General features: G+C 67.2%; 32 protein-coding genes and 1 pseudogene. 16 read left to right on the top strand and 17 right to left on the bottom strand.

Annotated elements, in window-relative coordinates; all coding sequences use genetic code 11:
• The first annotated feature begins 192 nt into the window (after positions 1-192).
• The gene (locus tag KLI87_RS35955) at positions 193-1,467 is read left to right on the top strand and encodes a hypothetical protein (protein ID WP_214620602.1); all 1,275 of its coding nucleotides are present in this window, start codon (positions 193-195) and stop codon (positions 1,465-1,467) included.
• A 284-nt stretch (positions 1,468-1,751) separates the two neighbouring features.
• The gene (locus tag KLI87_RS35950) at positions 1,752-2,909 is read left to right on the top strand and encodes a phosphatidylserine decarboxylase (RefSeq protein WP_214620601.1); all 1,158 of its coding nucleotides are present in this window, start codon (positions 1,752-1,754) and stop codon (positions 2,907-2,909) included.
• Positions 2,910-2,915: 6 nt separating this feature from the next.
• On the opposite strand, the gene KLI87_RS35945 is transcribed toward KLI87_RS35950, so the two are convergent.
• Complete coding sequence (locus tag KLI87_RS35945; protein WP_214620600.1) at positions 2,916-3,659, bottom strand: SDR family NAD(P)-dependent oxidoreductase; 744 nt, start codon at positions 3,657-3,659, stop codon at positions 2,916-2,918.
• 221 nt (positions 3,660-3,880) lie between these two features.
• Here KLI87_RS35945 and KLI87_RS35940 point away from each other — a divergent pair, with 221 nt between their 5' ends.
• Together KLI87_RS35940 and KLI87_RS35935 are read left to right on the top strand one after the other, a co-directional pair.
• On the top strand, positions 3,881-4,048 hold the full coding sequence (locus tag KLI87_RS35940) for a hypothetical protein (RefSeq protein ID WP_156217991.1): 168 nt from the start codon (positions 3,881-3,883) through the stop codon (positions 4,046-4,048).
• Between the two features lie 106 nt (positions 4,049-4,154).
• Complete coding sequence (locus KLI87_RS35935; protein WP_214620599.1) at positions 4,155-4,895, top strand: VOC family protein; 741 nt, start codon at positions 4,155-4,157, stop codon at positions 4,893-4,895.
• A gap of 2 nt (positions 4,896-4,897) precedes the next feature.
• On the opposite strand, the gene KLI87_RS35930 is transcribed toward KLI87_RS35935, so the two are convergent.
• Entirely contained in the window at positions 4,898-5,383 is a 486-nt protein-coding gene (locus tag KLI87_RS35930; RefSeq protein WP_214620598.1) for an NUDIX domain-containing protein, read from the bottom strand.
• Positions 5,384-5,780: 397 nt separating this feature from the next.
• On the opposite strand from KLI87_RS35930, the gene KLI87_RS35925 reads away from it, so the two are divergent.
• The 3 genes and pseudogenes from KLI87_RS35925 to KLI87_RS35915 all read left to right on the top strand — a co-directional run bounded on the left by KLI87_RS35925 (position 5,781) and on the right by KLI87_RS35915 (position 8,803).
• Positions 5,781-6,692, top strand: a complete 912-nt coding sequence (locus tag KLI87_RS35925; RefSeq protein ID WP_308166460.1) for an amino acid ABC transporter permease — start codon at positions 5,781-5,783, stop codon at positions 6,690-6,692.
• Positions 6,689-7,246 (top strand): annotated as a pseudogene (locus KLI87_RS35920) (amino acid ABC transporter ATP-binding protein); the annotation flags it as partial. The gene KLI87_RS35925 and the pseudogene KLI87_RS35920, both read left to right, overlap by 4 nt.
• 21 nt (positions 7,247-7,267) lie before the next feature.
• Positions 7,268-8,803, top strand: a complete 1,536-nt coding sequence (locus KLI87_RS35915; protein WP_214620596.1) for a recombinase family protein — start codon at positions 7,268-7,270, stop codon at positions 8,801-8,803.
• A gap of 959 nt (positions 8,804-9,762) precedes the next feature.
• Here the strand turns inward: KLI87_RS35915 and KLI87_RS35910 are convergent.
• From KLI87_RS35910 to KLI87_RS35840, 15 genes are all read right to left on the bottom strand, one after another.
• Complete coding sequence (locus tag KLI87_RS35910; protein ID WP_214620595.1) at positions 9,763-9,942, bottom strand: hypothetical protein; 180 nt, start codon at positions 9,940-9,942, stop codon at positions 9,763-9,765.
• Positions 9,943-9,961: 19 nt separating this feature from the next.
• Positions 9,962-10,474, bottom strand: coding sequence for a hypothetical protein (locus KLI87_RS35905; RefSeq protein WP_214620594.1), 513 nt, complete (start codon positions 10,472-10,474; stop codon positions 9,962-9,964).
• A 114-nt stretch (positions 10,475-10,588) separates the two neighbouring features.
• Positions 10,589-10,789, bottom strand: a complete 201-nt coding sequence (locus tag KLI87_RS35900) for a hypothetical protein (protein ID WP_214620593.1) — start codon at positions 10,787-10,789, stop codon at positions 10,589-10,591.
• A complete protein-coding gene (locus KLI87_RS35895) occupies positions 10,786-10,986 on the bottom strand; it encodes a hypothetical protein (protein ID WP_214620592.1) in 201 nt (66 codons plus the stop codon). Before KLI87_RS35895 ends, KLI87_RS35900 begins: the two co-directional genes overlap by 4 nt.
• 39 nt (positions 10,987-11,025) lie before the next feature.
• Positions 11,026-11,733, bottom strand: coding sequence for a hypothetical protein (locus KLI87_RS35890; protein ID WP_214620591.1), 708 nt, complete (start codon positions 11,731-11,733; stop codon positions 11,026-11,028).
• Positions 11,734-11,824: 91 nt separating this feature from the next.
• Positions 11,825-12,001 (bottom strand): hypothetical protein, encoded by a 177-nt coding sequence (locus KLI87_RS35885; RefSeq protein ID WP_214620590.1) that lies wholly within the window; start codon positions 11,999-12,001, stop codon positions 11,825-11,827.
• Between the two features lie 495 nt (positions 12,002-12,496).
• On the bottom strand, positions 12,497-12,835 hold the full coding sequence (locus KLI87_RS35880; protein WP_214620589.1) for a hypothetical protein: 339 nt from the start codon (positions 12,833-12,835) through the stop codon (positions 12,497-12,499).
• Between the two features lie 399 nt (positions 12,836-13,234).
• Positions 13,235-13,489: a hypothetical protein gene (locus KLI87_RS35875; RefSeq protein WP_214620588.1), complete on the bottom strand. Its 255-nt coding sequence runs from the start codon at positions 13,487-13,489 to the stop codon at positions 13,235-13,237.
• Positions 13,486-13,728 (bottom strand): hypothetical protein, encoded by a 243-nt coding sequence (locus KLI87_RS35870; protein WP_214620587.1) that lies wholly within the window; start codon positions 13,726-13,728, stop codon positions 13,486-13,488. Before KLI87_RS35870 ends, KLI87_RS35875 begins: the two co-directional genes overlap by 4 nt.
• A 62-nt stretch (positions 13,729-13,790) precedes the next feature.
• Positions 13,791-14,210, bottom strand: coding sequence for a hypothetical protein (locus tag KLI87_RS35865; RefSeq protein ID WP_214620586.1), 420 nt, complete (start codon positions 14,208-14,210; stop codon positions 13,791-13,793).
• 243 nt (positions 14,211-14,453) lie between these two features.
• Positions 14,454-14,846: a hypothetical protein gene (locus KLI87_RS35860; RefSeq protein ID WP_214620585.1), complete on the bottom strand. Its 393-nt coding sequence runs from the start codon at positions 14,844-14,846 to the stop codon at positions 14,454-14,456.
• Between the two features lie 499 nt (positions 14,847-15,345).
• Positions 15,346-15,729 carry a hypothetical protein gene (locus tag KLI87_RS35855; RefSeq protein ID WP_214620584.1) on the bottom strand — a complete coding sequence of 128 codons (384 nt, stop codon included), beginning with the start codon at positions 15,727-15,729 and terminating at the stop codon, positions 15,346-15,348.
• A gap of 2 nt (positions 15,730-15,731) precedes the next feature.
• Positions 15,732-16,004 carry a hypothetical protein gene (locus KLI87_RS35850; RefSeq protein ID WP_214620583.1) on the bottom strand — a complete coding sequence of 91 codons (273 nt, stop codon included), beginning with the start codon at positions 16,002-16,004 and terminating at the stop codon, positions 15,732-15,734.
• Between the two features lie 291 nt (positions 16,005-16,295).
• Positions 16,296-17,411 (bottom strand): hypothetical protein, encoded by a 1,116-nt coding sequence (locus KLI87_RS35845; RefSeq protein WP_214620582.1) that lies wholly within the window; start codon positions 17,409-17,411, stop codon positions 16,296-16,298.
• Positions 17,372-17,758 (bottom strand): helix-turn-helix domain-containing protein, encoded by a 387-nt coding sequence (locus KLI87_RS35840; RefSeq protein ID WP_214620581.1) that lies wholly within the window; start codon positions 17,756-17,758, stop codon positions 17,372-17,374. The genes KLI87_RS35845 and KLI87_RS35840 overlap by 40 nt, the downstream gene beginning before the upstream one ends.
• 629 nt (positions 17,759-18,387) lie before the next feature.
• Here KLI87_RS35840 and KLI87_RS35835 point away from each other — a divergent pair.
• From KLI87_RS35835 to KLI87_RS35795, 9 genes are all read left to right on the top strand, one after another.
• Complete coding sequence (locus tag KLI87_RS35835) at positions 18,388-18,732, top strand: hypothetical protein (RefSeq protein WP_214620580.1); 345 nt, start codon at positions 18,388-18,390, stop codon at positions 18,730-18,732.
• Between the two features lie 36 nt (positions 18,733-18,768).
• Positions 18,769-19,215, top strand: a complete 447-nt coding sequence (locus tag KLI87_RS41980) for a WhiB family transcriptional regulator (RefSeq protein WP_214620579.1) — start codon at positions 18,769-18,771, stop codon at positions 19,213-19,215.
• Entirely contained in the window at positions 19,212-20,162 is a 951-nt protein-coding gene (locus KLI87_RS35825) for a hypothetical protein (RefSeq protein ID WP_214620578.1), read from the top strand. Before KLI87_RS41980 ends, KLI87_RS35825 begins: the two co-directional genes overlap by 4 nt.
• Positions 20,159-20,482, top strand: coding sequence for a hypothetical protein (locus KLI87_RS35820; protein WP_214620577.1), 324 nt, complete (start codon positions 20,159-20,161; stop codon positions 20,480-20,482). Before KLI87_RS35825 ends, KLI87_RS35820 begins: the two co-directional genes overlap by 4 nt.
• 30 nt (positions 20,483-20,512) lie before the next feature.
• Positions 20,513-20,950 carry a hypothetical protein gene (locus KLI87_RS35815; protein WP_214620576.1) on the top strand — a complete coding sequence of 146 codons (438 nt, stop codon included), beginning with the start codon at positions 20,513-20,515 and terminating at the stop codon, positions 20,948-20,950.
• A 273-nt stretch (positions 20,951-21,223) separates the two neighbouring features.
• Complete coding sequence (locus KLI87_RS35810) at positions 21,224-21,457, top strand: hypothetical protein (protein WP_214620575.1); 234 nt, start codon at positions 21,224-21,226, stop codon at positions 21,455-21,457.
• Positions 21,458-21,471: 14 nt separating this feature from the next.
• Positions 21,472-22,047, top strand: a complete 576-nt coding sequence (locus KLI87_RS41975; protein ID WP_374225498.1) for a DNA cytosine methyltransferase — start codon at positions 21,472-21,474, stop codon at positions 22,045-22,047.
• Positions 22,048-22,111: 64 nt separating this feature from the next.
• Positions 22,112-22,258 carry a hypothetical protein gene (locus KLI87_RS35800; RefSeq protein ID WP_214620573.1) on the top strand — a complete coding sequence of 49 codons (147 nt, stop codon included), beginning with the start codon at positions 22,112-22,114 and terminating at the stop codon, positions 22,256-22,258.
• Positions 22,259-22,311: 53 nt separating this feature from the next.
• Entirely contained in the window at positions 22,312-22,671 is a 360-nt protein-coding gene (locus tag KLI87_RS35795) for a hypothetical protein (protein ID WP_214620572.1), read from the top strand.
• Positions 22,672-22,820 lie beyond the last annotated feature (149 nt).

Raw genomic sequence — 22,820 nt, 5'->3', positions numbered from 1 at the left:
CCACTCCGCTCGGGTACGTCCATCCGCCGTCCACACCACGGCGGGTGACGCGCCTGGCCGGCGACGGCTCTCACGACCGACCTCGGGGAGCCGCGTTTCAGTTGTATCCGCGTGCCGGCGGGCGACGCGCTGTGGTTCCGCCTGTTCGCCGAGGTGACCGCAGAACTCACCGGCCGGGGAGGACGGTAGCCGATGGACGACCTGACCGAGGCGCAGATCGAACGGTTCCGCGCCGACATCGACGCGTCGAGGACGTCCGGCGCGTACGAACCGGGCCGGTGGTCGGTGGCCCCGGGGAACCGCGACACGGCGGTGACCGGGGTGCTGCCCGGACACGTCCGGCTGCGCGACACCTCCGTCCGCGCGATCGAGTCGATGCCCGGCGTGGTGGTCGCCCGCGAGGCGAAGACCGCGTTCCTGCGGCTGCTGGCCCGCTCGGGGGTGCCGGAGATCGTGACCTCGGGGCCGGGCCGCGACCTCGACGCGCTCCGGGCCGACCTGGCGGTGATCAGGGAGGAGCAGCCGGGCTGCGTGGTGTCCTGCCCGTTCGTTTCCACCCTGGACGGCGTGGATCTGGCGCGGGACGTCGGATACGACGCCGTGCAGATCCCCGTGCCCGGGTTCGGGCCGGCGACCGGAATCTACGACCCGCTCCTTCCCGCGTCCCGGGACGAGGTCGTCAGGCGAGCGGTCGCGGTGGTGAAGCACGCGCGCGCCCGGGGGCTGCGGGTCACCGCCGCGCTCACGATGGTGTCCTACCTGAACGAGGAGCGGCTCGCCGAGACCGTGTCGGCCCTGGCCGGAGCGGGCGCCGACGAGATCACCCTGTTCGACGGGCCCGGCGCGGTCGGCCCGGAGGCGTTCGGACGGCTCGTCCACGTGACGAAGTCGGCCGCGCCGGACCTTGAGGTCGGGATCCACCCGCACAACACCTTCGGGCTCGGGGTCGCGTGCGCCGTGGCCGCGGCGCGGGCCGGTGCGACCGTGGTGGAGTCGTCGGTGAACGGCTACTGCGGCGGACCGGGGAACGCCGACCTCGCCGCGACCGCCGCCGCCTTCGAGGCGCTGTACGGGGTGCGGACGGGCGTCCGGCTCGACGTCCTGACCGAGCTGGCCCGGACGGGCGCGGAGCTGACCGGCCACATCCCGGCGCCGAACCAGCCGATCACCGGCCGGGACGCGTTCTGCTGGGGCGGCGGCGACTGGGTCACCGTGGAGCGCGAGGTGGATCCGCTGCTCCACAACTGCGTCGAACCCGCCCTGTTCGGCAACCGGCGCCGGGTGCCGCTGACGCCGCAGAGCGGCCCGCGCACGACCGCGGCGACCCTGCGCCGCCTCGGCATCGACGCGGACCCGGCGCTGGTCCCGGCCATCATGGAGCGGTGCCGCGCGGAACTCGACGCGCTGGGGCGGCTGCTCACCGACGAGGAGATCCGGGCGATCGCGCGATCGGTCCTCACGGCCTGATCAACGCGCGGACGGGCAGGCCGGGCGATTTTACCTATGCCCCGATCCTGGAAAATCTGCGTGCGGGACCGCCTGCAATTGGCGGCCATTCCCACAGGGCGGGCACCGATGGCCCCGAGCCCTGGAACAGGACAGCGGCACCGGGCCAAGGAATACCGCCGGCCGAGTCAAGCTCGGGCATAACACCTGAACCCCGACCCGCGTACCCCGGTTGACAGCGGAACGACCGCCGACCTACGTTCAAAATCACGAATGATCACCTGCCGCATCCACTCGGGGGAGCCTTGGATTACGCGGACGTCGTCAAGAAGCTCAAGAACTACATCGATACGGAACCGGGCTGGAAAGACAGGTTCGACCAGGCCGTTGATTCGGCGAAGGCGGCCGACATCAAAGACTGGGACATCGATTCCATCGACGACTACTACACGTTCATCGATGACTTCCTCAAGTGGGCTCCGCAGGAGAACACCCAGGGCGACGAGGTAATGAACCGGCTCTGCAAGTTCCACTTCCTGCTCGACCAGCCGACGGTGCGGGAGTTGCAGCGCCCCATCCGGCCGAGGGACGGCGCCAGGCCGGAGAGCAAGCTGTCCGACTGGATGGTCGACTACGCCAAGGAAATGGGCAGATTCCTTGACACCGAGAAGTCGCTGACCCCGGACACGCTCAAGTCCTTCAAGAACTCCCCGAACTACAACCTGAGCGAGTACGACGAGTCGGGCGGGGCGTGGACCACGTTCAACAGGTTCTTCGCACGGCACGTCAAGCCGGGTGCCCGGCCCATCGCCGCGCCCTCCGACGAGAGCGTGGTCGTCAGCCCCGCCGACAGCACGTTCGGCGGGCAGTGGGAGATCCGCGCCGATTCGAAGATCACACTCAAGGGCCTGCACTGGACGGTGGAGGAACTCCTGGCGGACAGCGATCACGCGAGCAGGTTCATGGGCGGAACATTCATGCACGCGTTCCTCAGCCCGCTCGACTACCACCGCCTGCACGCACCCGTCGGAGGGAAGGTGCTTGAGGCGAAGGTGATCCCCGGGGACGTCTACCTTGAGGTCACCGTCCAGAAGTCCTTCGATCGGGAGATGGGCGGGCAGCAGAGGCGGCTCAGCGCGATCCGCGTCATGGAGGCTCCCGACGAGCACTTCATGGACGCCCCCGACAGCCCGGGATACCAGTTCGCGCAGGCCCGCGGTCTCGTCGTGCTCGAAACGGCCATCGGGCTCGTCGCGGTCCTGCCGATCGGCATGGCGCAGGTCTCGTCGGTGAACCTCTCGGTCGCTCCGAACGACACGGTGGAAAAGGGCGCGGAGATCGCCTACTTCCAGTTCGGCGGCTCGGACATCGTCGTCCTCTTCGCCAAGAGCGATGTCGACATCACGGCGAAGGAGCACACCCACTACAAGATGGGCACCGCGATCGCCAAAGGCTACCTCTGAAAGGGCTCAGGCCAGGTATCCGCCGTCGATGTCGAGGACGGCGCCGGTGACATAGGAGGCCCCCGGCCCGGCGAGGAAGACCACGCCGGCCGCGATCTCCTCAGGCCGTCCGAAGCGCCCCATCGCGTTGGTCTCGCGCTGGGAGTCGGCGAACTCGCCCTCGGGAGGGTTCATCTCGGTGGCCACCGCGCCCGACCTGATGACGTTGACGGTGATCCCGCGCCGGCCCAGGTCGCGCGCGGCACCCTTGCTGTATCCGATGATCGCGGCCTTGGTCGCGGCGTAGTCGGCCATCCCCGGCCACCGCGCGAGCCCCGACAGCGTGGACCCGATGGTGATGATCCGCCCGCCCTCCCCCAGCACCGGTGCGGCGGCGCGGATCGCGGCCACCACGCCGTTCAGGTTCACCTTGTACAACCGGTCACGCGCCTCCGGATCACCGCCCTCCTCCCCGAGGACCTCCCGGCTGCTCACACCGGCGTTGTTGACCAGCACGTCCAGGCGTCCGAAGTCCGCCACGACGGCGGCGACCATAGCGGCGATCTGCGCCGGATCCGCCTGGTCGGCCCGGTAGGCGGCGCCCTTGCGCCCGGCCCGCTCGACGTCGCGGACGACCTCCTTCGCCCGGTCCGCGGACGCGGCGTAGGTGAGCGCGACGTCCGCGCCTTGCTCGGCGAGCGCCCGCGCCGTCGCCGCGCCGATCCCCCTCGAACCCCCCGTGACCAGGGCGACCCTACCGTCGAGCAGCATGAGACCTCCGTTGTGTACCGAACGATATAGAAGGGACAGTACTATACCGAGCGGTACACAAGAAACCCGACCCGCACCTGCGGCGGCATCGGTCCCCTGCGAGGGCTTGGGGTGTAACCCCCGGGCCTATCTAGGTGTGGACGGTTCACACTTCAGGCGGGAGGGGTTCGATGAGGATGTCGACCAAGACGTTGGCTGACGGTCGCCGGGTGAGTGGTCGGGTGCGTCTCGTCGCTCTGGGGGCGGTGCTGGGCGGGTGGCTGGCGTTCGCCACGGCGATCGAGTACGGCCTCGCCGCCGTTCACGAGCACGCCGGACTCGCGTCGGCCGGGCACGCTGCGGTCAGCACCCAGGGCGACGGCACCGCGCTTGGGCTGGGGCGGTACTAGGCGCGCGGGGGCTTCACCACGTGCGGCCCCCGGCGACACGCCCCCGCTCCCCGGGGGGCAGGCTTCGGCGCAGGTCATCGTCCGGTTGGGCTTATGATCAGCACCCATGGCATTGCAGCTTGTTCAGGTGAACTTCAAGGCTGGGGACGACGTGGCGCTCGGCCGGTTCTGGGCGGACGCGCTGGGGTGGGGCGTGTCCCACGAGGCGCCCGGCGTGACCAACGTCGAGCCCATCGGGTTCGACTGGCCCGACCCCGCGGCCGTGTGCGTTGATTTCGTCGGCGTTCCGGATCCCGAGAACGTGAAGTACCGGGTTCACCTCGATCTCGCCAGCAAGTCCGAGGCGCACCAGGCGGAGTTGGTCGCGCGCCTGACGGAGCTCGGCGCCACGCCCGCCGATGTGGGCCAAGGGGACGTTCCGTGGACGGTCATGGCCGATCCCGAGGGCAACGTGTTCTGCGTCCTGGAGCCCCGGCCCGTCTACCAGGACACCGGGCCGATCGCCGCGGTGGTGGTCGACTGCGCCGACCCGCGGGCCATGGCGCGGTTCTGGGGTGAGGCGACGGACTGGGCCGTGGTCGAGGTGACCGACGAGCACGCGGTGCTGCGTTCGGCCCAGGGTGTCGGACCGTATCTGGAGCTCCTCCGCAAGTCCGGCGAGAGGGCCTACTGGAACCGCGTCCACATCGACCTGCTGCCGTACTCCCGTGACGAACAGGCGGCGGAAGTGGCCCGGCTGCGGGGGCTCGGCGCCACCGATGTCGACCTCGGCCAGGGCGAGGTCTCATGGACGGTCATGGCCGATCCCGAGGGCAACGACTTCTGCGTCCTCGGCGGCGGGGCCTGAGCCTACGGTTCGCTGAGGAACGCCGCGGACCGTCCTTTTCGCGCTTCGTGCAGGGCGTGAATTCGCGTGTACAGGCGCGGGCTCATCATCGTCTTCCAGGTGCCGAGGGGTTGCACCAGCCAATCGGTGTGCTCGGACGCGTCCAGGACGATCCGGTCGAGCTCGGCGGAGGTGAGCACTCCTCCGTCGAAGACGAACCCGATCTTCGCGCACGGCCAACCCGGGCGGGGCGGGATGAAGTGCGTGAGGAGCAGGGTCGGTGGTCCGCCGAACTCGATCCCCGTTTCCTCCCGGCACTCCCGCACGGCCGTGGCGAACGGGGTCGTGTCGCCGTGCTCGACGTTGCCGCCGGGGAACTGCCAGGTCTCCACGCCGTGCGCCGACCGGAGGGCGAAAGGGTCGCCCCCGGTGTCGGTGAAGTACAGGGCCGCGTACATGGTGGCATTGGGGAGGGTCCGCACGTACTCCTCGGGCGGCAGCCATCTCACGGGGACTCCCAACGTCGTCGGTGCTGAATGCGGGGCTCTCGGTGTGAGCCGTCGATACGGGTATGTCGGGCCTGCATCCCGGCGGTTTCACCCATCCGATCATTTTCCGCTTCCGTCCTCGCCTCGCGCCTGAGGGGGTGAAAGGCGGTACAGAACACGTCTCGTGGGATCGGGCACCCGCCTGACCGGGGGGTCGAGCGGCGCCGGATGGTACTTGTGCAAGCGGGGCCAAGTTGCGTGCCACCGGTGACAAGACCCCTGTTCGGGCGCTGATTAGCGTTTCGCGAAATCGCCGGGCGGTGCCCGGCGCCGGTCGCCGAGCGTCTTCCCGGCCTCCCGCCGGACGTCGCGCGGCCCTTCGCGAGGGGGTGTCCCTGTGGTGGCTTCTCATCCGGACGTGGGAGCCGACGGGCACGACAGCCTGCTGGACAGGTTGGACACGCTGACGATCGTCCCCCGGCGAGCGGTCGTGGCGCGGTGGGTGCCGGGGGTGGTGCTGGCCGGGCTCGCGGCGTGGCTGGTGGTGAAGGTGGCCCGGAGCCCGAACCTGGACTGGGGCGTGGTCGGGGACTACCTGTTCGCCGAGCCGGTCCTGCGCGGGGTCGGGGTGACGCTCGTCCTGACGGCGGCGACGATGGTGTCCGGGCTGCTCATCGGCGGTGTGCTGGCGCTGATGCGGCAGTCGCGCAACCCGGTGGCGATCGCGGTCGGCGCGGCGTACGTGTGGTTCTTCAGGGGCACGCCGCTGCTGGTCCAGCTGGTCTTCTGGTTCAACCTCGCGCTGCTGTTCCCCCGGCTCGGTGTCGGGCTGCCCGGCACCGGGCTCGGGTGGACGGCGGAGACCAACCATGTGATCACGCCGTTCGTCGCCGCGCTGTGCGGGCTGGCGCTGCACGAGGCCGCGTACATGGCCGAGATCATCCGCGGCGGGTTCCTCGCCGTGCCGCAGGGGCAGATCGACGCGGCGCTGACGATCGGGATGACGCGGGGGCGGGCGGTACGGAGGATCGCCGTCCCGCAGGCGGTGCAGGTGATCCTGCCGCCGCTCGGCAACCAGTTCATCCTGATCCTCAAGGGGACGTCGATGGTGTCGGTGATCGGCGGCGGTGACCTGCTCACCCGCTCCCAGCAGATCTACGGGATGAACTACCAGGTCATCGCGCTGCTGATGGTGGCGTCGATCTGGTACCTGGTGCTCGTCTCGATCTCCAGCGCCGGGCAGTACTTCCTGGAGCGGGTCGTCCGGGGGCAGGCCGAGGGCGGGCTGCTGAGACGGGTCGTCCGCAACGCGTTCGGGGGACGGCGGTGAGCGCCCGGGGCAGCCTCGTCCTGCGAGGCATCCGCAAGGCGTTCGCGGGCACCGAGGTGCTGCGCGGGATCGACCTGGAGGTCGCGCCGGGCGAGGTGGTGTGCCTGCTCGGGCCGTCCGGCAGCGGGAAGAGCACGCTGCTGCGCTGCGTCAACCACCTTGAGCGGGTGGACGCGGGTTTCGTGCTCGTCGACGGGATCCTGGTCGGGTACGAGCCGCGCGGCGGACGGCTGCACGAGTCGTCGGAGAAGGACACCGCCCGGTTGCGGCGCCGCATGGGCATGGTCTTCCAGCACTTCAACCTGTTCACGCATCTGTCGGCGCTCGACAACGTGATGCTCGGGCCGGTCCGCGTCCTCGGGCGGGACGCGGCGGACGCCGAGCGCGACGCCCGCGCGCTGCTCGCCAGGGTCGGGCTGAAGGACCACGCCGGCAAGCGGCCCGGGCAGCTCTCCGGCGGCCAGCAGCAGCGGGTGGCGATCGCGCGGGCGCTCGCCATGGACCCCTCGGTGCTGCTGTTCGACGAGCCCACGAGCGCGCTGGATGCCGAACTTTCTTAGACGTACCCTCGACTTATGCCGACCACGATCTTCACTCCTGCGGACGTGCAACCCCCGGTGACCAGCCCTGACTACCTACATGCCGCCGCCCCGACGGCCGCCGCCATCTTCACCGGCCGCGCGTACCTTCGCGTGTCGAAGGACCGTCACGGGCGCATGCGATCACCGCAGCAGCAGAACGGCGAGATCGAACAGGACGCCGCCGCACTAGGGATCATCCTCGGCGACCCGTACACCGAGCGTGAGGCCGTGTCCGCGTCCCGCTACACCACAAAGAAGCGGGACGGGTTCGCCGAACTTCTCGCCGAACTTCAGACGGACAGCTTCGGCGCTGACATCCTCTACCTATGGGAGTCGTCGCGAGGATCCCGCCGCGTGGGCGAGTGGGTCACCCTGCTAGACCTGCTAGAAGAACGGGGCGTACTCGTGCGGGTGAAAACGCACGGACGAACCTACAACCCCGCCAACCCGCGCGACCGTCGTACGCTCCTAGAAGATGCCGTGGATAGCGAGTACGAGTCCGGCAAGACAAGTGACCGGATCCGACGTGACGTCGCCTCGAACGCTGCCGAAGGTCGCCCGCACGGCGCCCCAAACTGGGGATTCAAGGCCGTTTATGATGAACGAACCGGCCGCCTGATCAACTGGGACAAGGATCCGAAGCGGGCCCCCATCATTTGGGAGCTATTCGACCGACTCAAAAAGGGGCATGGTTTTATGAGAATCGCCGCAGACTGGGAAGCGCGCGGCATCACAAACAAAGGAGGAAAGCCGTTCTCGCCACAACACCTTCGGGACCTCGCACTTAAACCGACATACACCGGTCTGCGCGTCCATAAAGGTACGCTAATCGAGGCTATATGGCCAAATATCGTTGACCGGGCCACGTTCTGGAAAGTGCAAGAGATACTCGCCGGACCCAAACACCAAAACTACAGCCCGCGCGCGGGCCGTGCCGTTCACGAGTTCACGATGATTATCAAATGTGACGTGTGCGGTAACGGTATCGCGGTTAGCCACACAAAGGGCACACGATACCGTTGCCAAGTTAAGGGCTGTGTCCGCCTCGCAGACAAAGACGGCCTCGACGAGATTCTTCGTGCCGCCATCTGGGATTATCTTTCCAGGCCTGACATTTACGAGACCATCGCGATCTCGCCGAAGGAAACGGCGGAACTTCAGAAAATCGCCGACGACCTCGCGAAATTGCGCACGGAGCTGCGTAAGGCCGAATCCGACGAACCGGAATCGGTCAGTGAAGCCAAAATGATGGGCCGTCTCATCGAAAAACTCAAGACGGACATTGGCACGAAAGAACGACGTGAACTGGAACTAACTACCCCTTCGGCTCTGCGTGACCTCATGGCGCCGGGGGATGACATCGAACGTCGTTGGAAAGCGGCGCCGATCGAAACGCGCCGAAAGGTCGCAAGCATTCTTCTTACCCCGGAGTATCTCGGGGAGGTTCGCGTCACGAGGTCGCCTGTCGCGGGGGGGCGAGTGCCCGCCGCCGCGCGTATCAGATGGGTTCGTAAGGCGTCGGCAACGTAGACATGCCCGCCCGCCCCCCCGGTTGGTCCTACCGGGGGGGTGTTTGGTCTTCTGTGCGGGTTCCGCTCTTGCATACACATGCCATGGGGCATGAGCATGGACGGTGAGTCACACCGACTCAGGCGTAGCCGCCACCGGAACCATGCCGATAACCATAACCGCACCCAGAACTAGGCCACGCCATTGGAACGCCTACCTTTAAGGGCACCCATGGCGACACCGCAACCCGAACATGCACGCGACCACCTAGCCGGCCGCCTAGCTGCGCTTTCACGCTGGCACCCGCACAACCTAGAGGCACTCGAAAAGACACGCGCCGATTTCCATGAGGCGCGGTACCTCAGCGAGGTCAAGGAAATCGTGCGGACGGCGCCGCCGCTCACACCGGAAGCGCGGGACCGACTCCGCGACCTTCTACCCCCGCTGATCACGGGCGACTGACCATTCAGAGTCGACCGGGGCGCCGTCGAGACGGCGCCCCACCTTCGCGCGCCTGGTCGACGTCGAGGGCGGCTAGGGCCGTCCTGTGCGCGGGGGGCGGGTCGTCTCGACGTCGACCAGGCACCCTGGCACCGGTCAGCGCGCGGGGCGAGTGATGGCCCGCTGGCGCTCACATGGGTCGCGCCCCGGTCCCCGCACGGACAATGAGGGACCGGGCGGCGCGACCCATGCCAACCAGCATCCCCGGGACGCGCCCGGGGGCCACGGCAACGATAGAGCCGGTTCCGGGACGCCGTCATGGGTCTGGTGAGTCCAGAACGAAACTAAACAGACCTCGCTGTCCGGCCGTCGAGGCGCCGGCGAGGTCGAGGCGACCAGGGCGCCGCCTCGACGGCTCCAGACGGCCCCTCGACGTCGACCAGGCGCCGCCCGTGGTCGAGGGGGCGCCCCCGACCCCGGACACAAAAAGGGCGCCACCCCGTCAAGGGTGGCGCCCTGTTCCCGCTCCGTCCGACCGGCTAGGACCGGTTCAACTCGTCCCGCCGTGTCACGGCGTCGCCGTAGCTCGTGAACTCGCCCTCGACGGGGAACGCGCTGCGGTCCCCGTTAGCGTGGGCAACCCACTTGTCATAGTCCGTCACCGTGTACTTGCCGCCCGGGTTCGTAATGCTCCCCGGGTTGAGAATCACGTACGCCATTTCGATTCCCTTTCCCTTCCTACGCTTCGGTTTTGCCTAGTAGGTCGGGCGGCACGATAGCGATGAACCCGCCTTCCGACAACTTATGCGTTACCACTATGCAACGACCTTCGCCCGCCTGCCGAACTGTGGCCGCAAAGTTTTCCCGAACGTACTGCATTTCGGCGACTGTGATTGCTTCGGGTGGCGCGAAAGCGTCGGCTATGGCGGCCGGAACAACGGCCGCGATTCGCCGCCCACGCCGCGAAAGATAGGTGATCGTGCCGTGTTCCACGGTGGATTCGGCCAGCGTGGCGAAATTTGTACGGGCCTGAGAGACTCCCATGTCCGGCGCCCGGGGTGTCCGCGTGCGTATGTTGATCTGCGAGCGGAGTGCTTGAACCTGTGTCATGAGTTCCCCTAGCTGACTGGCGATGGCTTCGGGGGGCGGCGGGTCGGCTTGCTCGCACCGGTCAGCGAGCCGCGCCGCCTGGTCTGCCAGAGCGCGGGTCGCTGCGCGTAGCCAATCGTCGAGCGGCGCGGGTGAGGTCATGTCGTCATCCTGGCATGCGACGCCCGCCGCCTGGTCGCCCTCGCCGCCGCCCGGACGGCCGCCCACGGGCGTTAGAGCCAACGTGGATCGTGGGCGGGCCGTCGAGGGTAAGCGTCAGCGAAGTTCCGCTTCGAGTGCTTCTATCAGTGCCCAGTCGGGTTCAGGGCGGGCGCGTTCTTCCGCGATGGTGATCACGGTAATTGCCCCGTTGCGGTCGAGTGGTTGCGGCCACCCGGTGACGTGCCACTTGCCGTCCCGGCGGTGGGCGCGCACGTCTACCTCGGTGCTGGTGATCTGGTCGGCGTCGATGATCAATTGCATTCCTCGCACGCGTCGGCCGGTTGCGCTTCGTCGGAGTGGTCAGGGCAGAGGCCCCTCACCCTCAGGTCGTCGGAATCCTCGCCCTGTTCGATCAACTCGTCGCGCGCCGCTTCGGCTGCTCTGGTCGAGTCGCAGGGTCCGTAGATAAACCCGCCGGCGAAGTCTGACCATACGCCCCATTCGGAGACCATTGTGCTTCCCTTCGTGGTGATGGAGGTTGCGGAAACTTGTCAGCGGCGTTTGCCGCGTCGAGGGAAAACGATGTTCTGGCCGGTAGCCCGGGTGAGCGTCCACACGTAAACGCGGTCGTGGCCCGGGTTGGCTTCTAGGTGGCGGTGCCCCCACATAACGTTAGGGTCCGTGTCCTTGTTGTCCCAGTCGACCGGCGGTCCCATTTCGCCGCACTTGCGGCACTGTTCGACGTGGTATTCGACGAACGCGTCTGGCGCGTGCTCGTCGAGTCGGGGCAATGCAAATCCGGTAGCGGGTGGCGGTGGGGCGTACGCCTCGACGTCACCCACGGGCGCCCAGATGCCGCGCCCCCGGGAGGTCTTGCCATCCCATTCGGGGGTGGCCATCTCCACGAACTTGCCGGGGGTGTCGAGGCGGACGACGACCAGGGGCCGCCCCTGGTAGGTCACGCGGTCGTCCCGCTTGAACGGCGCCGAATCCGTTTCCGCCTCGACGGCGGGCGCCTGGTCCGCCTCGACGGCGGGCGCCGAGGTGGTCTTGACGCGGGGGGCGATTTCGGCGGGGCCGGACTCGACCGCCCATCCGGTCGCCTGGTCCTGGTACAGACGGCGACGGCGGTTAGCTCCGTCGCGCTTGATCCACAGGTAAGTACCGCGCTCGTCCTCGTCGAAATCCGACACGTAGTAGCGCCCCCCATTGGGGGACGTCAGGTGTGTGCCCCTGGCGATGTAGTCGAGGTCAATCACGGGCTGTCCTTTCGTGGGGGTGTCTGACGTCTAGGACTCGTCAGCGACGCTTTGAGCGCCGGACGCGCGGTGATGAGCGCGCGTTTCGTCCTTACGCGAGACGGGCAGTCCAGAAATCCCCGGCGGGACATTGCTGCGCGTCGTTAAGGATGTAACTTTTGACGAAATCGCGGATCTCTTGAGCGGATGTTCCGCACCCGTATTCGGTGTTCAAGGATTCGACGTCTTCGGCGGTCAGCTCTACCGTCAACTTCACGCTGATCTTCATTGGGTACCTTCCGTGCCGGTTACGGTGTTCCTGGCCTCTGTTCGGTCTTGCCTGCCTTACGTTACAGCACGTTTCAACCTTACGGTTCAGATTAGCTAAATCTCGGCGAAGAATCTTTCTTGGAGGATGTTCGCGCAGGTCAAAGCATGTGTAAGCGGTGACCGGATACGGCCACCGCCTCGTTCCACCGCACGGCCGCGCGGCTAAGAGCTGGTCGAGCCGCCCTCAAAGACAGCGATGCCCCCTCGACGGCGGTGGTCGAGGGGGCGCCGGGGAGCGTCGAGGGGGGCACACAAGAACGCGGGTGGGGTGCGGTCGTCTACCGCACACCCACCCGCGTCCCGGGCGCCGCTCCCCACGGGGACCGGGAACGGTGCCAGGGGGGCCGCGCCGGACGGGGCGCCGCCGGGACAGGGTGAGAGACCTTCCCGGGCGCACACGCGAACCAGCGCGGCCCCTGCGCCCGCCCCCGGGGACAGTAGGGCGGGCGCCGTCCTAGAGCGTTTCGCCCCGCCTGAGTCGCGCGAGATACTCGGCGACGTCGGGCGCGCGGAGACTGCCGAGGTACTCGGCGACCGCCGGCACCGGCAGATGCGCCGTGTGCGGCTCGTGGATCCCACGCGGGCAGATTCCGCGCACTCTCACGATGTCGTCGGGGTGGTGGATCACCGCGCAGGGCGGACACATCGGAATGACCGCTGTCCGCCCGGTCAGCTCTATCGCCGCGTCCGGCATGTGCACCACCCTGTCGCAGTACACACATTCCGTTTCGGACCCGGGCAACCGCCCTTGCCCAAGGTCGTCGCAGATGACGAGTGTTCCATCGATTTCCATGTCTCGAATCTCCATTGATTCCGCGGGGCCATTTATTTGACCGGTGGGCGACCTATTGCCCAGCCCAGGCAATTACGCCCGGTCGCCCACCGGCGCCCTATTCACGGGAAAGGGACACGCCGATGGCGGGGCCCGCTTTCCGGTGCGCTCCGAAAAAGGCGCATATTAGGCACTCGATCGTGACGGATATTTCTTCGTCTGTCGTGAGCGCCTCATGTAGCGCCTTCTGTTGTTTTGGCCCTAGCCATATCGGGGAGCCGCAACGGCGGCACGTCGTCCGCTCCGAGCCTGGGGCGGGCGATGGGTTGAGTTCTTCTAGATTCGGGTCGAGTCCGAGTGACCGGAGTCGGGCGTGGTAGGCGCGGGTGATTACGGGTCGGCACGACATCACTACGGGAATCATTCGTAGCCTTCCGTCTGGGTGAGGGTCTGCATCGTGACGTCGAGGCCGACCGCCGTAGCGACCGCCCATCCGACGACCAGGGCGCCCGGTCCCGGCGCGGCGTGGACGGTGACGCCCACGCACAGCGCCATGACCGCGATGCCGCCGTACAGCCGTGTCCACGTCCACCAAGACGACGCCCGCCCCTGTTGCGGCGCCGTCCGGTCGAGATAGGACCAGAGCCATTCAGCGAACGGGTCTGCGCCGTTCACGCGTGCCCGCCACGGCGGCTAGCTCTGGCGACCCGCCATAGCGTTCGCCGGGACGGTCGGCCGAGTGCCGCGCGGGTGTCCGGAGACAGCAGCGTCCCGGCGAACCGCGCGGTGTCGCCCTGGTCGACGGATTCGAGGATGTCCGCCACATTCGCGGCCGTCGTCCGGCGCGCGTCATACCCCTCGACCAGGCGGCAATAGCGAACGAAGCGTGCGGCGTCATGGATCGCTTTCGTCATCTGTTGTGCGTCGGGCGGGCCGTGTTTGGGGGTGTGGGCGTCGGTGTCGGGTCTCCAATACATCACCGGTTCTCTTTCTGATTCAGTACGCCGGTACCGCAGAACGCGCCCGTGCATCGCCGACACATCCCGTCCGAAGCGCCCGGGATGCCGTCGACACGGAAACACAACAGGCACACGCCCACGCCGGCGGGCAGCATCCCCGATTCTTGTAGCTCGACCAGTGCCCGCCGGGCGAGGAATCCGGCCGTGCGCACATTCAAAGCGTCCGGCATTTCCGGCGGCGCGGTGTTGCTGGCACCCCACCATGCGAGCCACTCGCGTAGCAGACTGACCGGGTCGCCCGCGCCGGTGCCGGACTGTGTTCGCGCGGTACGCGCATAAAGGGCGTCGGGGCGTCCCTCCGCTGGCAAACCCGCCTGCCCCCACCATGACGCCCACCGGCGCGCGAGATACCGCGCCGTCTCCTGGTCGGCAATCACGGCCGTTTCCCTTTGGTGATCTGGTTTTGCAGGGATACCCATGCCGGACTGCGTCTCAGCAGGCGACCGAGCATCCCGACCGTGTATCCGCTCGCATGGTAGAAATCATTCACCTTGCGGGCACGTTCCGCCCGGAGTCGTTTGACCTCCTTTTCGTGGCCGCTGATCTCGCGGTCAACATGTTCGTTATATGCCCTTAGTTGTTCCGCGCGGCGCCGCCATTCGTCAGCGCGCCGCACCGGGTTATCGCCGTGAGGCATGGCTACCGGCCGCGTCTGCGGTGATGTGCGGTGCGGTCGGATAGGTGACGCCGGACGACTCCGGTTCGGTCGCGCGGGCCGGTGCGGCACGGAACCGGCTCACCGTCTCCGCATGCCCCTGCTGGGCCGCGTGCTGTGTCATGTGCCCTTCTACGGAGGTTTCCGTGATGGTGGTGCGTGTTGCCCATAGCGGGGTGGTGGGGTGCCCCTGGTCGTCGGTCTCGGCGTACACAACGAACGTTGTGCGCACCTCGACTGTCAACCCGGGACGAATGGCGATGACGTCTCTAGCGGCTGTGCGCGCCTCGACGTCTTCCATGAGTGCTTTTGCCTGCTCCGGGGTGATTAGGGTTCCGTCGAGTCCAAACCAGGCCATCGGTTCACCTATGGATCCGGGGAGTGGGACCGATTCCCGCCGTCCCCCGGGGCGCCTTGGAGAATGAGCGGGGGTGGCGCCGCCTGGTCGACGGGCGGGAACCGGCCGATAGAGGGGGCAGTGCGCCGGCGTCGGCGTGGATCCGGCGCCGCAGTGCCCTGACCAGTGGGGGCGCTCATCTCGTCTCGTGCGGCGTGGCGGGGGTTCCGCCCCTGGTACGCCCGCCGCCGCACGTAGCGGTGTGCAGCTCTACCCGTGGCCAGAGAGACGGCGTCGGCGACGCCGGCGCACTGCCCGGGGCCGTGTGGCGGCGCGGGGAACCTGTCCTGAGTTTCCCCGCGCCGCAGACGGACACGGCCCGTCTGTGAAGTCCTGTGGGGAGTGCCCCGGGCGGGGGTGCAAGGGGGGAACCGGTGTCGGCTCCGTCCCGCCCGGGGCGCTCGCCCGGTTTCGGTTCGACGCGCGCTAGGGCGCCCGTGCTCTCTTCACGCCCCCTCCTCTAGCAGGCGACTCTGAGAAACTCGATCTCGTCCGTTTGAATCGCGAGGATTTGAGCCACCATCGCCACCTGAACCGGAACATCACGGGTCCCGGCTATCATTGGCGGGTGCGCGCAGTAGCTGGTGAAAGGTTGGCCCTTGACGTCCAGCCGGTACACGTTTCCGGAGTATCCGGTCTGTACGGCGTAGCGTCCGCCGTGAGAGCCCGTGATGACGAGGTGCTTCCCGGACTCCAGACGCGCGCGGTTATCCTCGTCGAGGATCGCGGCTAGGACGTGGAACGCCTTTTCGCGGTACTCGCCCGCTTCCTTCTGCTGTGCCTCTGTGCGCGGTGTCTGGTCAGTCCACGCGCATTGCACGCAATGGGGACGCCCGCACGGCATGATCAACCCCCTTGGAGGGGCTGTACCAGCACGACCACGGCGGCGTCCGGAGCGAATTCCCTGATCTGTTCGCCTCCGTGGTCGGGGTTGTCGGTGCGGTAGGCGAGCGCGCCCGCGCCCACCTGCCGGTCGAATGCCGCACGCGCCGCCTCGACCGTCGCCGGGTCGCCCGGATCCCACCGGACATCACCCCCGGGGCCGGTGAGGTCGTACATCACCCCCTGACGCGTTTCGGTTTCGTGGGTGTCGGGGGTCGCCAGGAGTTCGGCGGTCATGGGTTGTTCCTTTCCGGGGGTTATCCCCTGTTGTGGCGTGGGGGCGATCCCACGTTTGATGCCGGTAGGCCGGTCTGTTGCTGGCCTACCGCGACGCCTAGCCGGAAACTTTCCGCATTCGTTTCCAAACGGCGGACGATAAAGAGCGTCCACAGCGTCGGAAACTCACCGGCCAGGAAAATCCACCGCAGATCAATCAACCAGATGGGCGGGTCATAGCCCATCCAATCCACGGCGAACGTTGCGAATGTCGCCACCATAAGTGCGCTGATGGCCATGAAGTAGAATCGGCTACATCGGACCGTCATGCCTTTCGCCCCTCAGCCTTTCCAATAGGGCGGTCGCCGCCCGGGTAAGCTGCTCCGAATAATTCATGACCTCGACGGCGAAACGTTCCACTTCCCGCCGTTCTTGTAGCAGGGTGTCATGCTCGCCGAGGAATCCGAGCAGATCCTCAACTGATATCCGCCTGGAATTCTGCGCGTCATTGCGCGCGAGGTCGGGAGCGGTCGAAGTAACCCCCTTGCGACCGCTCGTGTCGGTGTCGGACATGGCGCCGGTCGGTGCCGAAACGGCCGGCGGAGCGGGAGCGGCGGGGGTGGGCGCGACGGTAGCGGGTACGGCGGTGTGCGCCGGTACGCCCTGGTCTCTCTGAATGAAATACACGGACGGGACCACGGGATTACCGGCCTTGATACTGACCAGGCGGCCGGACTCGACAAGAATCGCCCGAACCCGGTTCAGAAGGTAATTGAAATCGGCCTTGCTCAGGGCGGAAAGCTCCGGGTACACCTCCCTCATTTCGTCCCCGATACGACCGGCCCACCGCCATCCGGGTTTACCGGCGTGGGTGGTGGCGTTCTTGGGATGGGCGGCTGCTTTGGTCTGGAGGTGCCACCACATGTAGCGCGCGGCGTCACGGACGGTTGCCTTTCCGATGGGGGGCCGCTCGGGCGCCGCCGGACGCGTCGTCCTGGTCGTCGCGCTCGCCTCGGCGGGTTTGGGCGTCGGCGACGGGGCAGGGGGCACGGTCGACACAGAGGTTCCGTCGTCGAAACGGACCTTCGCAATTTCACCTAGCCGTGGCATCTGCTGACCTCTCGTGCGCCGCTTCTTTTTAGTGTGCTGATGGTTATTTGCTATCGGATCGTTCCACCCAAGGTGCCGACGCAATTTGCGGCGGGTGGTGTGAAGCTGATTGTGATCGGACGGAGTTCCGGGGAGCGTCACCCCGTGCCCCACCGGTTGCCCGTGCGCATCCGCCCGGTATGCGCGCCGGTGCGAACTGGAGGTGCGGTCGTCGGGAACCACATATCCGGGGGTGTCATTAATCCGCTTGATGAGCTGATCAATGTCTTTACGGGAAGTCAAGGCGATTGCCTCGATTCCTCCGACCTGCCCGCCCATGCGAGCATTCTTTCCACAGTGTCAGAGAACCTGAGTTCGCGTTCACGTTCTTGTTTGCGCCACTCGCTCAATAGGGCTAGCTTCTGACGATCTGTGAGTTTTGGTGAGGCGAGAATCTCACTCAGGGCGTCCTCGCCGCCTAGCATTTCGTGCTCACTGAAATGCCCCGCCTCGACCAGCAATTTCCGCACCGACACATTCAAAACCGGAGCCAGTTTCCGCAGGGCGCGGTTTCCTGGTTGGCGTTCGTGGTGCTCCCAGCGTGAAACTAGGCTGGGGTTGATACCGGCCCGCCTGCACAGCTCGGGGACGCCGGTCACGCCAGCGTCTCGCATGGCCTCGCTCAAGAAGGTCATCCATCGTTTGGGTTCGTACATGTCGTTCCCCCCACCTGCTACGGGTTACGGTCAGTCAATGCACCGTGCCCGTTTTGCACTGGGTCACGGACGCTAGCGATCACTTACGTACGGGTCAACCCCCCTGACTAGGGCTGATCTTGTCACCATGTGAAACATGGACGTAACAAACTGGGGCCATCGTTCCTGCATGTCAGGCGGTTTCAGTCCGTCTGCGGACCGTCCACAACCCTTGTAAAGTCCGCCACCGGAACCGGGGTTGGATCACCGCTCTTGCGGCCTTGCGTACACGCAATCTGTGCGATCACGCTGACCCACATGAGGCCCACTTGTCCGAAATATCCCCTTGTGCGTGTCCGCAGCGACCACCTGCGGGTCGTCGCACGCCGTCACGGCTACCTCACGGACGCCGCCACGGCCGACCGTCTTGGTATCAGCGCCGCCACCCTTTCACGGGCCATGCACGGGGCCACCGCAGGGGGCCGCGTCATCGCCGCCATCTGGGAGTCCTTCGCCCAAGACGGCGACGCCCGCCTAGATGACCTGTTGACGCTTCACCTAGATGACTCCGTGCAATACGGCGCGTCCAATGAGCCGAGAATCTCACCCAGGGGCGCGTCATGAGCCGCGAACGCGCTAAAGGTACAGCAGCCGAAACCGCAGTCGTTCATTACCTGCGGGGCGCAGGGTTCCCCCATGTCGAGCGCCGCGCCGGTGCCGGACGCCTCGACGCCGGCGACATCGCCGGAATCGTCGGCGTCGTCATAGAAGTCAAGGCCCACGCGCGCACGGAGCTAGCCGCATGGCTGGACGAAACCCGACGCGAAACCGCCAACGGTCACGCCGACTACGGCGCCGTATGGCACAAACGGCGCGGCAAGGGCAGTCCGGCCGATTGGTTCGTCACCCTCGACGGCGCCACCTTCACGCGGCTACTGAAAGCCGCCCTCAACGCCGACACCTAACCCGAACCAGCCTCACGAGAATCCACGGGCGCACCAATGTATGACTACCCCCGCTTTGACATCGACGCCGACCCGCCCGAATGCACCGGACAGACGAGCCTGTTTTTCCCCGAAACCCCGCACTCCCTAAACGTCCACGAGCGCCACGCGAAAGCCATATGCGCACGGTGCCCCTACCAGACCCCTTGCCGGGATTATGCGTCCCGCCGTGGCGAGAGCGGGATATGGGGTGCCACGACTGAGGGCGACCGCAGAGGCGCCCTAGCAGTCGACCGGGACGCGGCGCAGACACAGCGCCTATCGCGCTACTCGCTGTACGAGATCACCCAAACCATGATCGGCCGCGATGGGCTGTCCGTCCGCGAGTGCGCGACGCGGCTAGGGCTGTCCTATGCGCACGTCACGGCGACGCGCCGCCGTGTCCGTCGCGAGATCGACCAGGGGCACTGGCGCCCCTCGACCCCCGATGGCGGGACGTCGTGACCGCGCCCGCCGCCTCGACGATCACGCGCCGTGGCCGGTACTACATCGACACCGTCAACGGGGGCCGGTACCCGTCCGTCACCACCGTCATTGACGCGGCACTCGCTAAACCGGCCCTCACCGGCTGGTACGCCACCCAGACCGCCGGACGCGCGGTCGACCAGCTCGCCGAACTATCGCGGCGGGTGCGCCTCGACGGCCCCGAATCCGCCGCCGCGTGGCTAGCCCGCGCACCCCGGGACACCTCCCACGCCGCCGCCGTCCGAGGTAGCGATCTTCACGACCTCGCCGAACGGCACGCCCACGGCGAGGAACCACCGGCCGACCTCGCCCACGACGTGAAAGCCATGCTCGGGCAGTACGAACGATTCCGAGCCGACTGGCGCCCCACCATCGCGCACACCGAAATGACCGTGCTCAACCGCACCATGGGGTACGGCGGTACGGCGGACGCGGTCATGTCGCTGCCCGCCTACGCCGGCCTACCGCTGATCACGGACTACAAGACCGGCAGAACCGGCCCCCACGCCGAGTGGGCAGTGCAACTCGCCGCCTACGCCAACGGCGAATGCGTCCTCAAAAGGACGGGCGATAAACGCACCAAAATTGTTGAGGAAATCATGCCCGCGGTGGACATTTCGCGCGCATTGATATTGCGTATCCGGCCGGACACATACGAACTACACGAAGCAGATCTAACCGGCCTACTGGACGTCTTCGCCGCCATGCTCAAAGTGCATTCTTTCGCGACCTCCGCGGAGCCATTCACAGAACGGCGACCCGCCACTGAAAGCGCAACCTACTGGACGAACAGAATCGACACGGCCCGCACCGTAGACGACCTGCACACAATTTGGGTCGACGCCGTAGCCGCGTCCCAATGGGATGACCGGCTACTCAACCACTGCGCGACGCGGAAGGCGCAACTTCTCGGGGGTCAGACGTGAGCACAGAAGCGCGGGCGTTCCTCGTGGCCGGACTAGCCGAGGTGCGCATGCGGCCCTGGATCCAACACGCCACCCTTCGAGAAGCTGATGGCGGCGTCTGCGCCATGGGTGCCCTATTCCGTGCGCAGGTCACCGCCCGCCGAATGGGGCACGCATTCACCGGCGACAGCCTTCTATCCGCACACGACCGCCTAGAGGCGGCGGCGCGGCGGATCACCGGCGACGACGCGGTTACCGTCCCCGCCTACAACGACACCCACGCCCAAAACAAGGCCGACATCATCCGCCTTTTCCAAACAGCCATAACCGATTGCCGATAATTGCACCGCGGAACCGGAAGGATAAAACCAATGTCGGAAATCGACGACTTCGCGCCACCACCCCCCAAACTGAAGATCACCGACTTTGAGAATGACCTACTGCTCATCACCGCCACCGAAATCCTCAAAGACATTCCCTCCGATTTCTCTAAAGACGGCACCGGTAAATCAGATGTGACCGTGGTCGACGTCGTCCGCATCACCCCCGACGGATCCGGCGAAGCCTACGAAGGGCTTTGGATTTTTCAGGGCGGGCTACAGGGACAACTGCGGTCCCGCGTGGGGACCGGGCGCCGCACACTCGCCCGCCTCACCAAGGGGCCGTCTCAGAAGGGGGCGTTTCAGTGGACGTTCGCTGACCCTTCCGACGCCGATAGGCAGGCAGCGCGCCGCTACCTGACCGCCGGACCGGCCGCGCCGCCCGCCCCGGCGGCGCCCACTGTGACCAGCGAAACCCCACCGTTCTAAACCGATCCGACCGGCAAGGGCGGCGGGGGCGACCAGCACGACCAGGACGCCCCCGCCGCCCACCACCCACCCCCCTAGGGACACGCCATGAAAGGCCGCCGCTATGGCCACCGAACGCCGCTACACCATCACCTGCGACGCGCCGCAATGCCGCCAATACCTGTGGGCGGTGTCCCGGCGGGTCGCGCGCCGCGTCGCCCGCACTGCCGGCTGGAGTCTGGACAGTGGGCGGGACCTGTGCCCCATGCACGCCCCCATGCCATCCCCGCCCCGATGACGACCCGCCGCGTCCGGCGACTACGCGCCCGGTATGTGTGGGCGCCCCGCGCTGCAATGGCACTCTGCGCGGGTATCGCCGCCGCCGGAATCGTCGAGGCACTCGCCCTCGACGCGCCGTTCAACGGCGCGCTTCACGCCCTCACCGGCGTCGTCCTGGTCGCCACGTGGGCCCATATCGCCCGCGTCGACCGGGCGCGATTCCGGCGCCTCACCAGGGGCGCAGCGTGAATGACACACAACCGATGCGCCTAGGGTCGCTCTGTTCGGGCTACGGCGGCCTCGAAATAGGCGTAGCCGAAGTGCTCCCGGTGGAACCGCTTTGGGTTGCCGACCCCGACCCGGGCGCCGCCGCGATCCTCGCCCACCACTGGCCGGACGTCCCCAATTTAGGCGACATCACCCGCATAAATTGGGCGCAGGTGCCGCCCGTCGACATCCTATGCGCAGGATTCCCCTGCCAGGACGTATCACTAGCGGGACTCAAGAAAGGAATGGGCGCCGAAACACGGTCCGGCATCTGGTCACACGTAGCCGCCGCTATCGCGACGCTACGCCCCCAACTCGTCTACATCGAAAACGTGGGAGGACTACGACATGCGAAAGCCGACGATAGCGACATGGAACCCTGCCCGGTCTGTATGGGAGGTCCCGGGGACTGGCCGCGAGTGCGGGCACTCGGCGCTGTACTCGCTAGCTTGGCCGAAATCCGGTACGACGCGGAATGGACGAGCGTCCGAGCGGCCGACATCGGTGCTCCGCACCGTCGGGAACGCCTTTTCATCCTCGCGTGGCCCCGTGAAAGCGCTACCGACACCTAACGCGTATCTGGCGCAGCGCGGCGGGTCACAGCACCCCGACAAGCGCCGCGCCGGTCGACACAGCGTGTCGCTAACGGATGTCGTCGAGCACATCGACATCACCAGCGGCGCCTACCGGCCCGCCCTCGACGATTGGGCGGCGCTCACCCGCCCGGCGCCTGCCCCCACCCGCCCCGGACAGGGCGACCAGGCGTCGCCCCGCCCGGCGTGACGCCGCGCCGATCACGGGCGTACCCACACCCGCAACACAGAGAGGAAACAGCCGTGACACTCGCCATCTGGAACCCCGGCCGGCGCACGTGGGACACCCCCGCCGCCGCCCGGTGCGGGCACGCCGCCCCCTACCGCGACCCATGGCCCACCGGCGGCGCCCTGCGGTCCGGCCGCGCCCGCCGCGTCGAGCTGCCCACGCCACGCGGCGGGCGCGGGGCCCTACTCCCCACACCCCGCGTATCCGACGCCAACGGCCCCTACGAACGTAAGCAGGGTGGCCCCGACCTCCGCACGGTCGTAGCCCGGGGAGTCGACACCCCCGGATGGGGCAAGTACGCGCCCGCGCTCGACCAGTGGGCGGCGCTCACCCGCCCGGCGCCTGCCCCCACCCGCCCCGGACAACACCCCTAGCCGCGCCCACCCCCGCAACCGGCCGCGCCGATCACGGGAGTACCCACCGGCTAGCCACCCCCGCAAAAAAGGCACCCGCCCCGCAACCCGCACCTAAAAACAACTCACCCGCCCGGCGCCTGCCCCCACCCGCCCCGGACAGGGCGACC

It is taken from the genome of Actinomadura sp. NEAU-AAG7, assembly GCF_018603865.1.
GTDB classification, from domain to species: Bacteria; Actinomycetota; Actinomycetes; order Streptosporangiales; family Streptosporangiaceae; genus Spirillospora; species Spirillospora litoris.
Note: the sequence above shows the minus strand (reverse complement) of the source record. Positions and strands in the feature narration are given on the sequence as shown.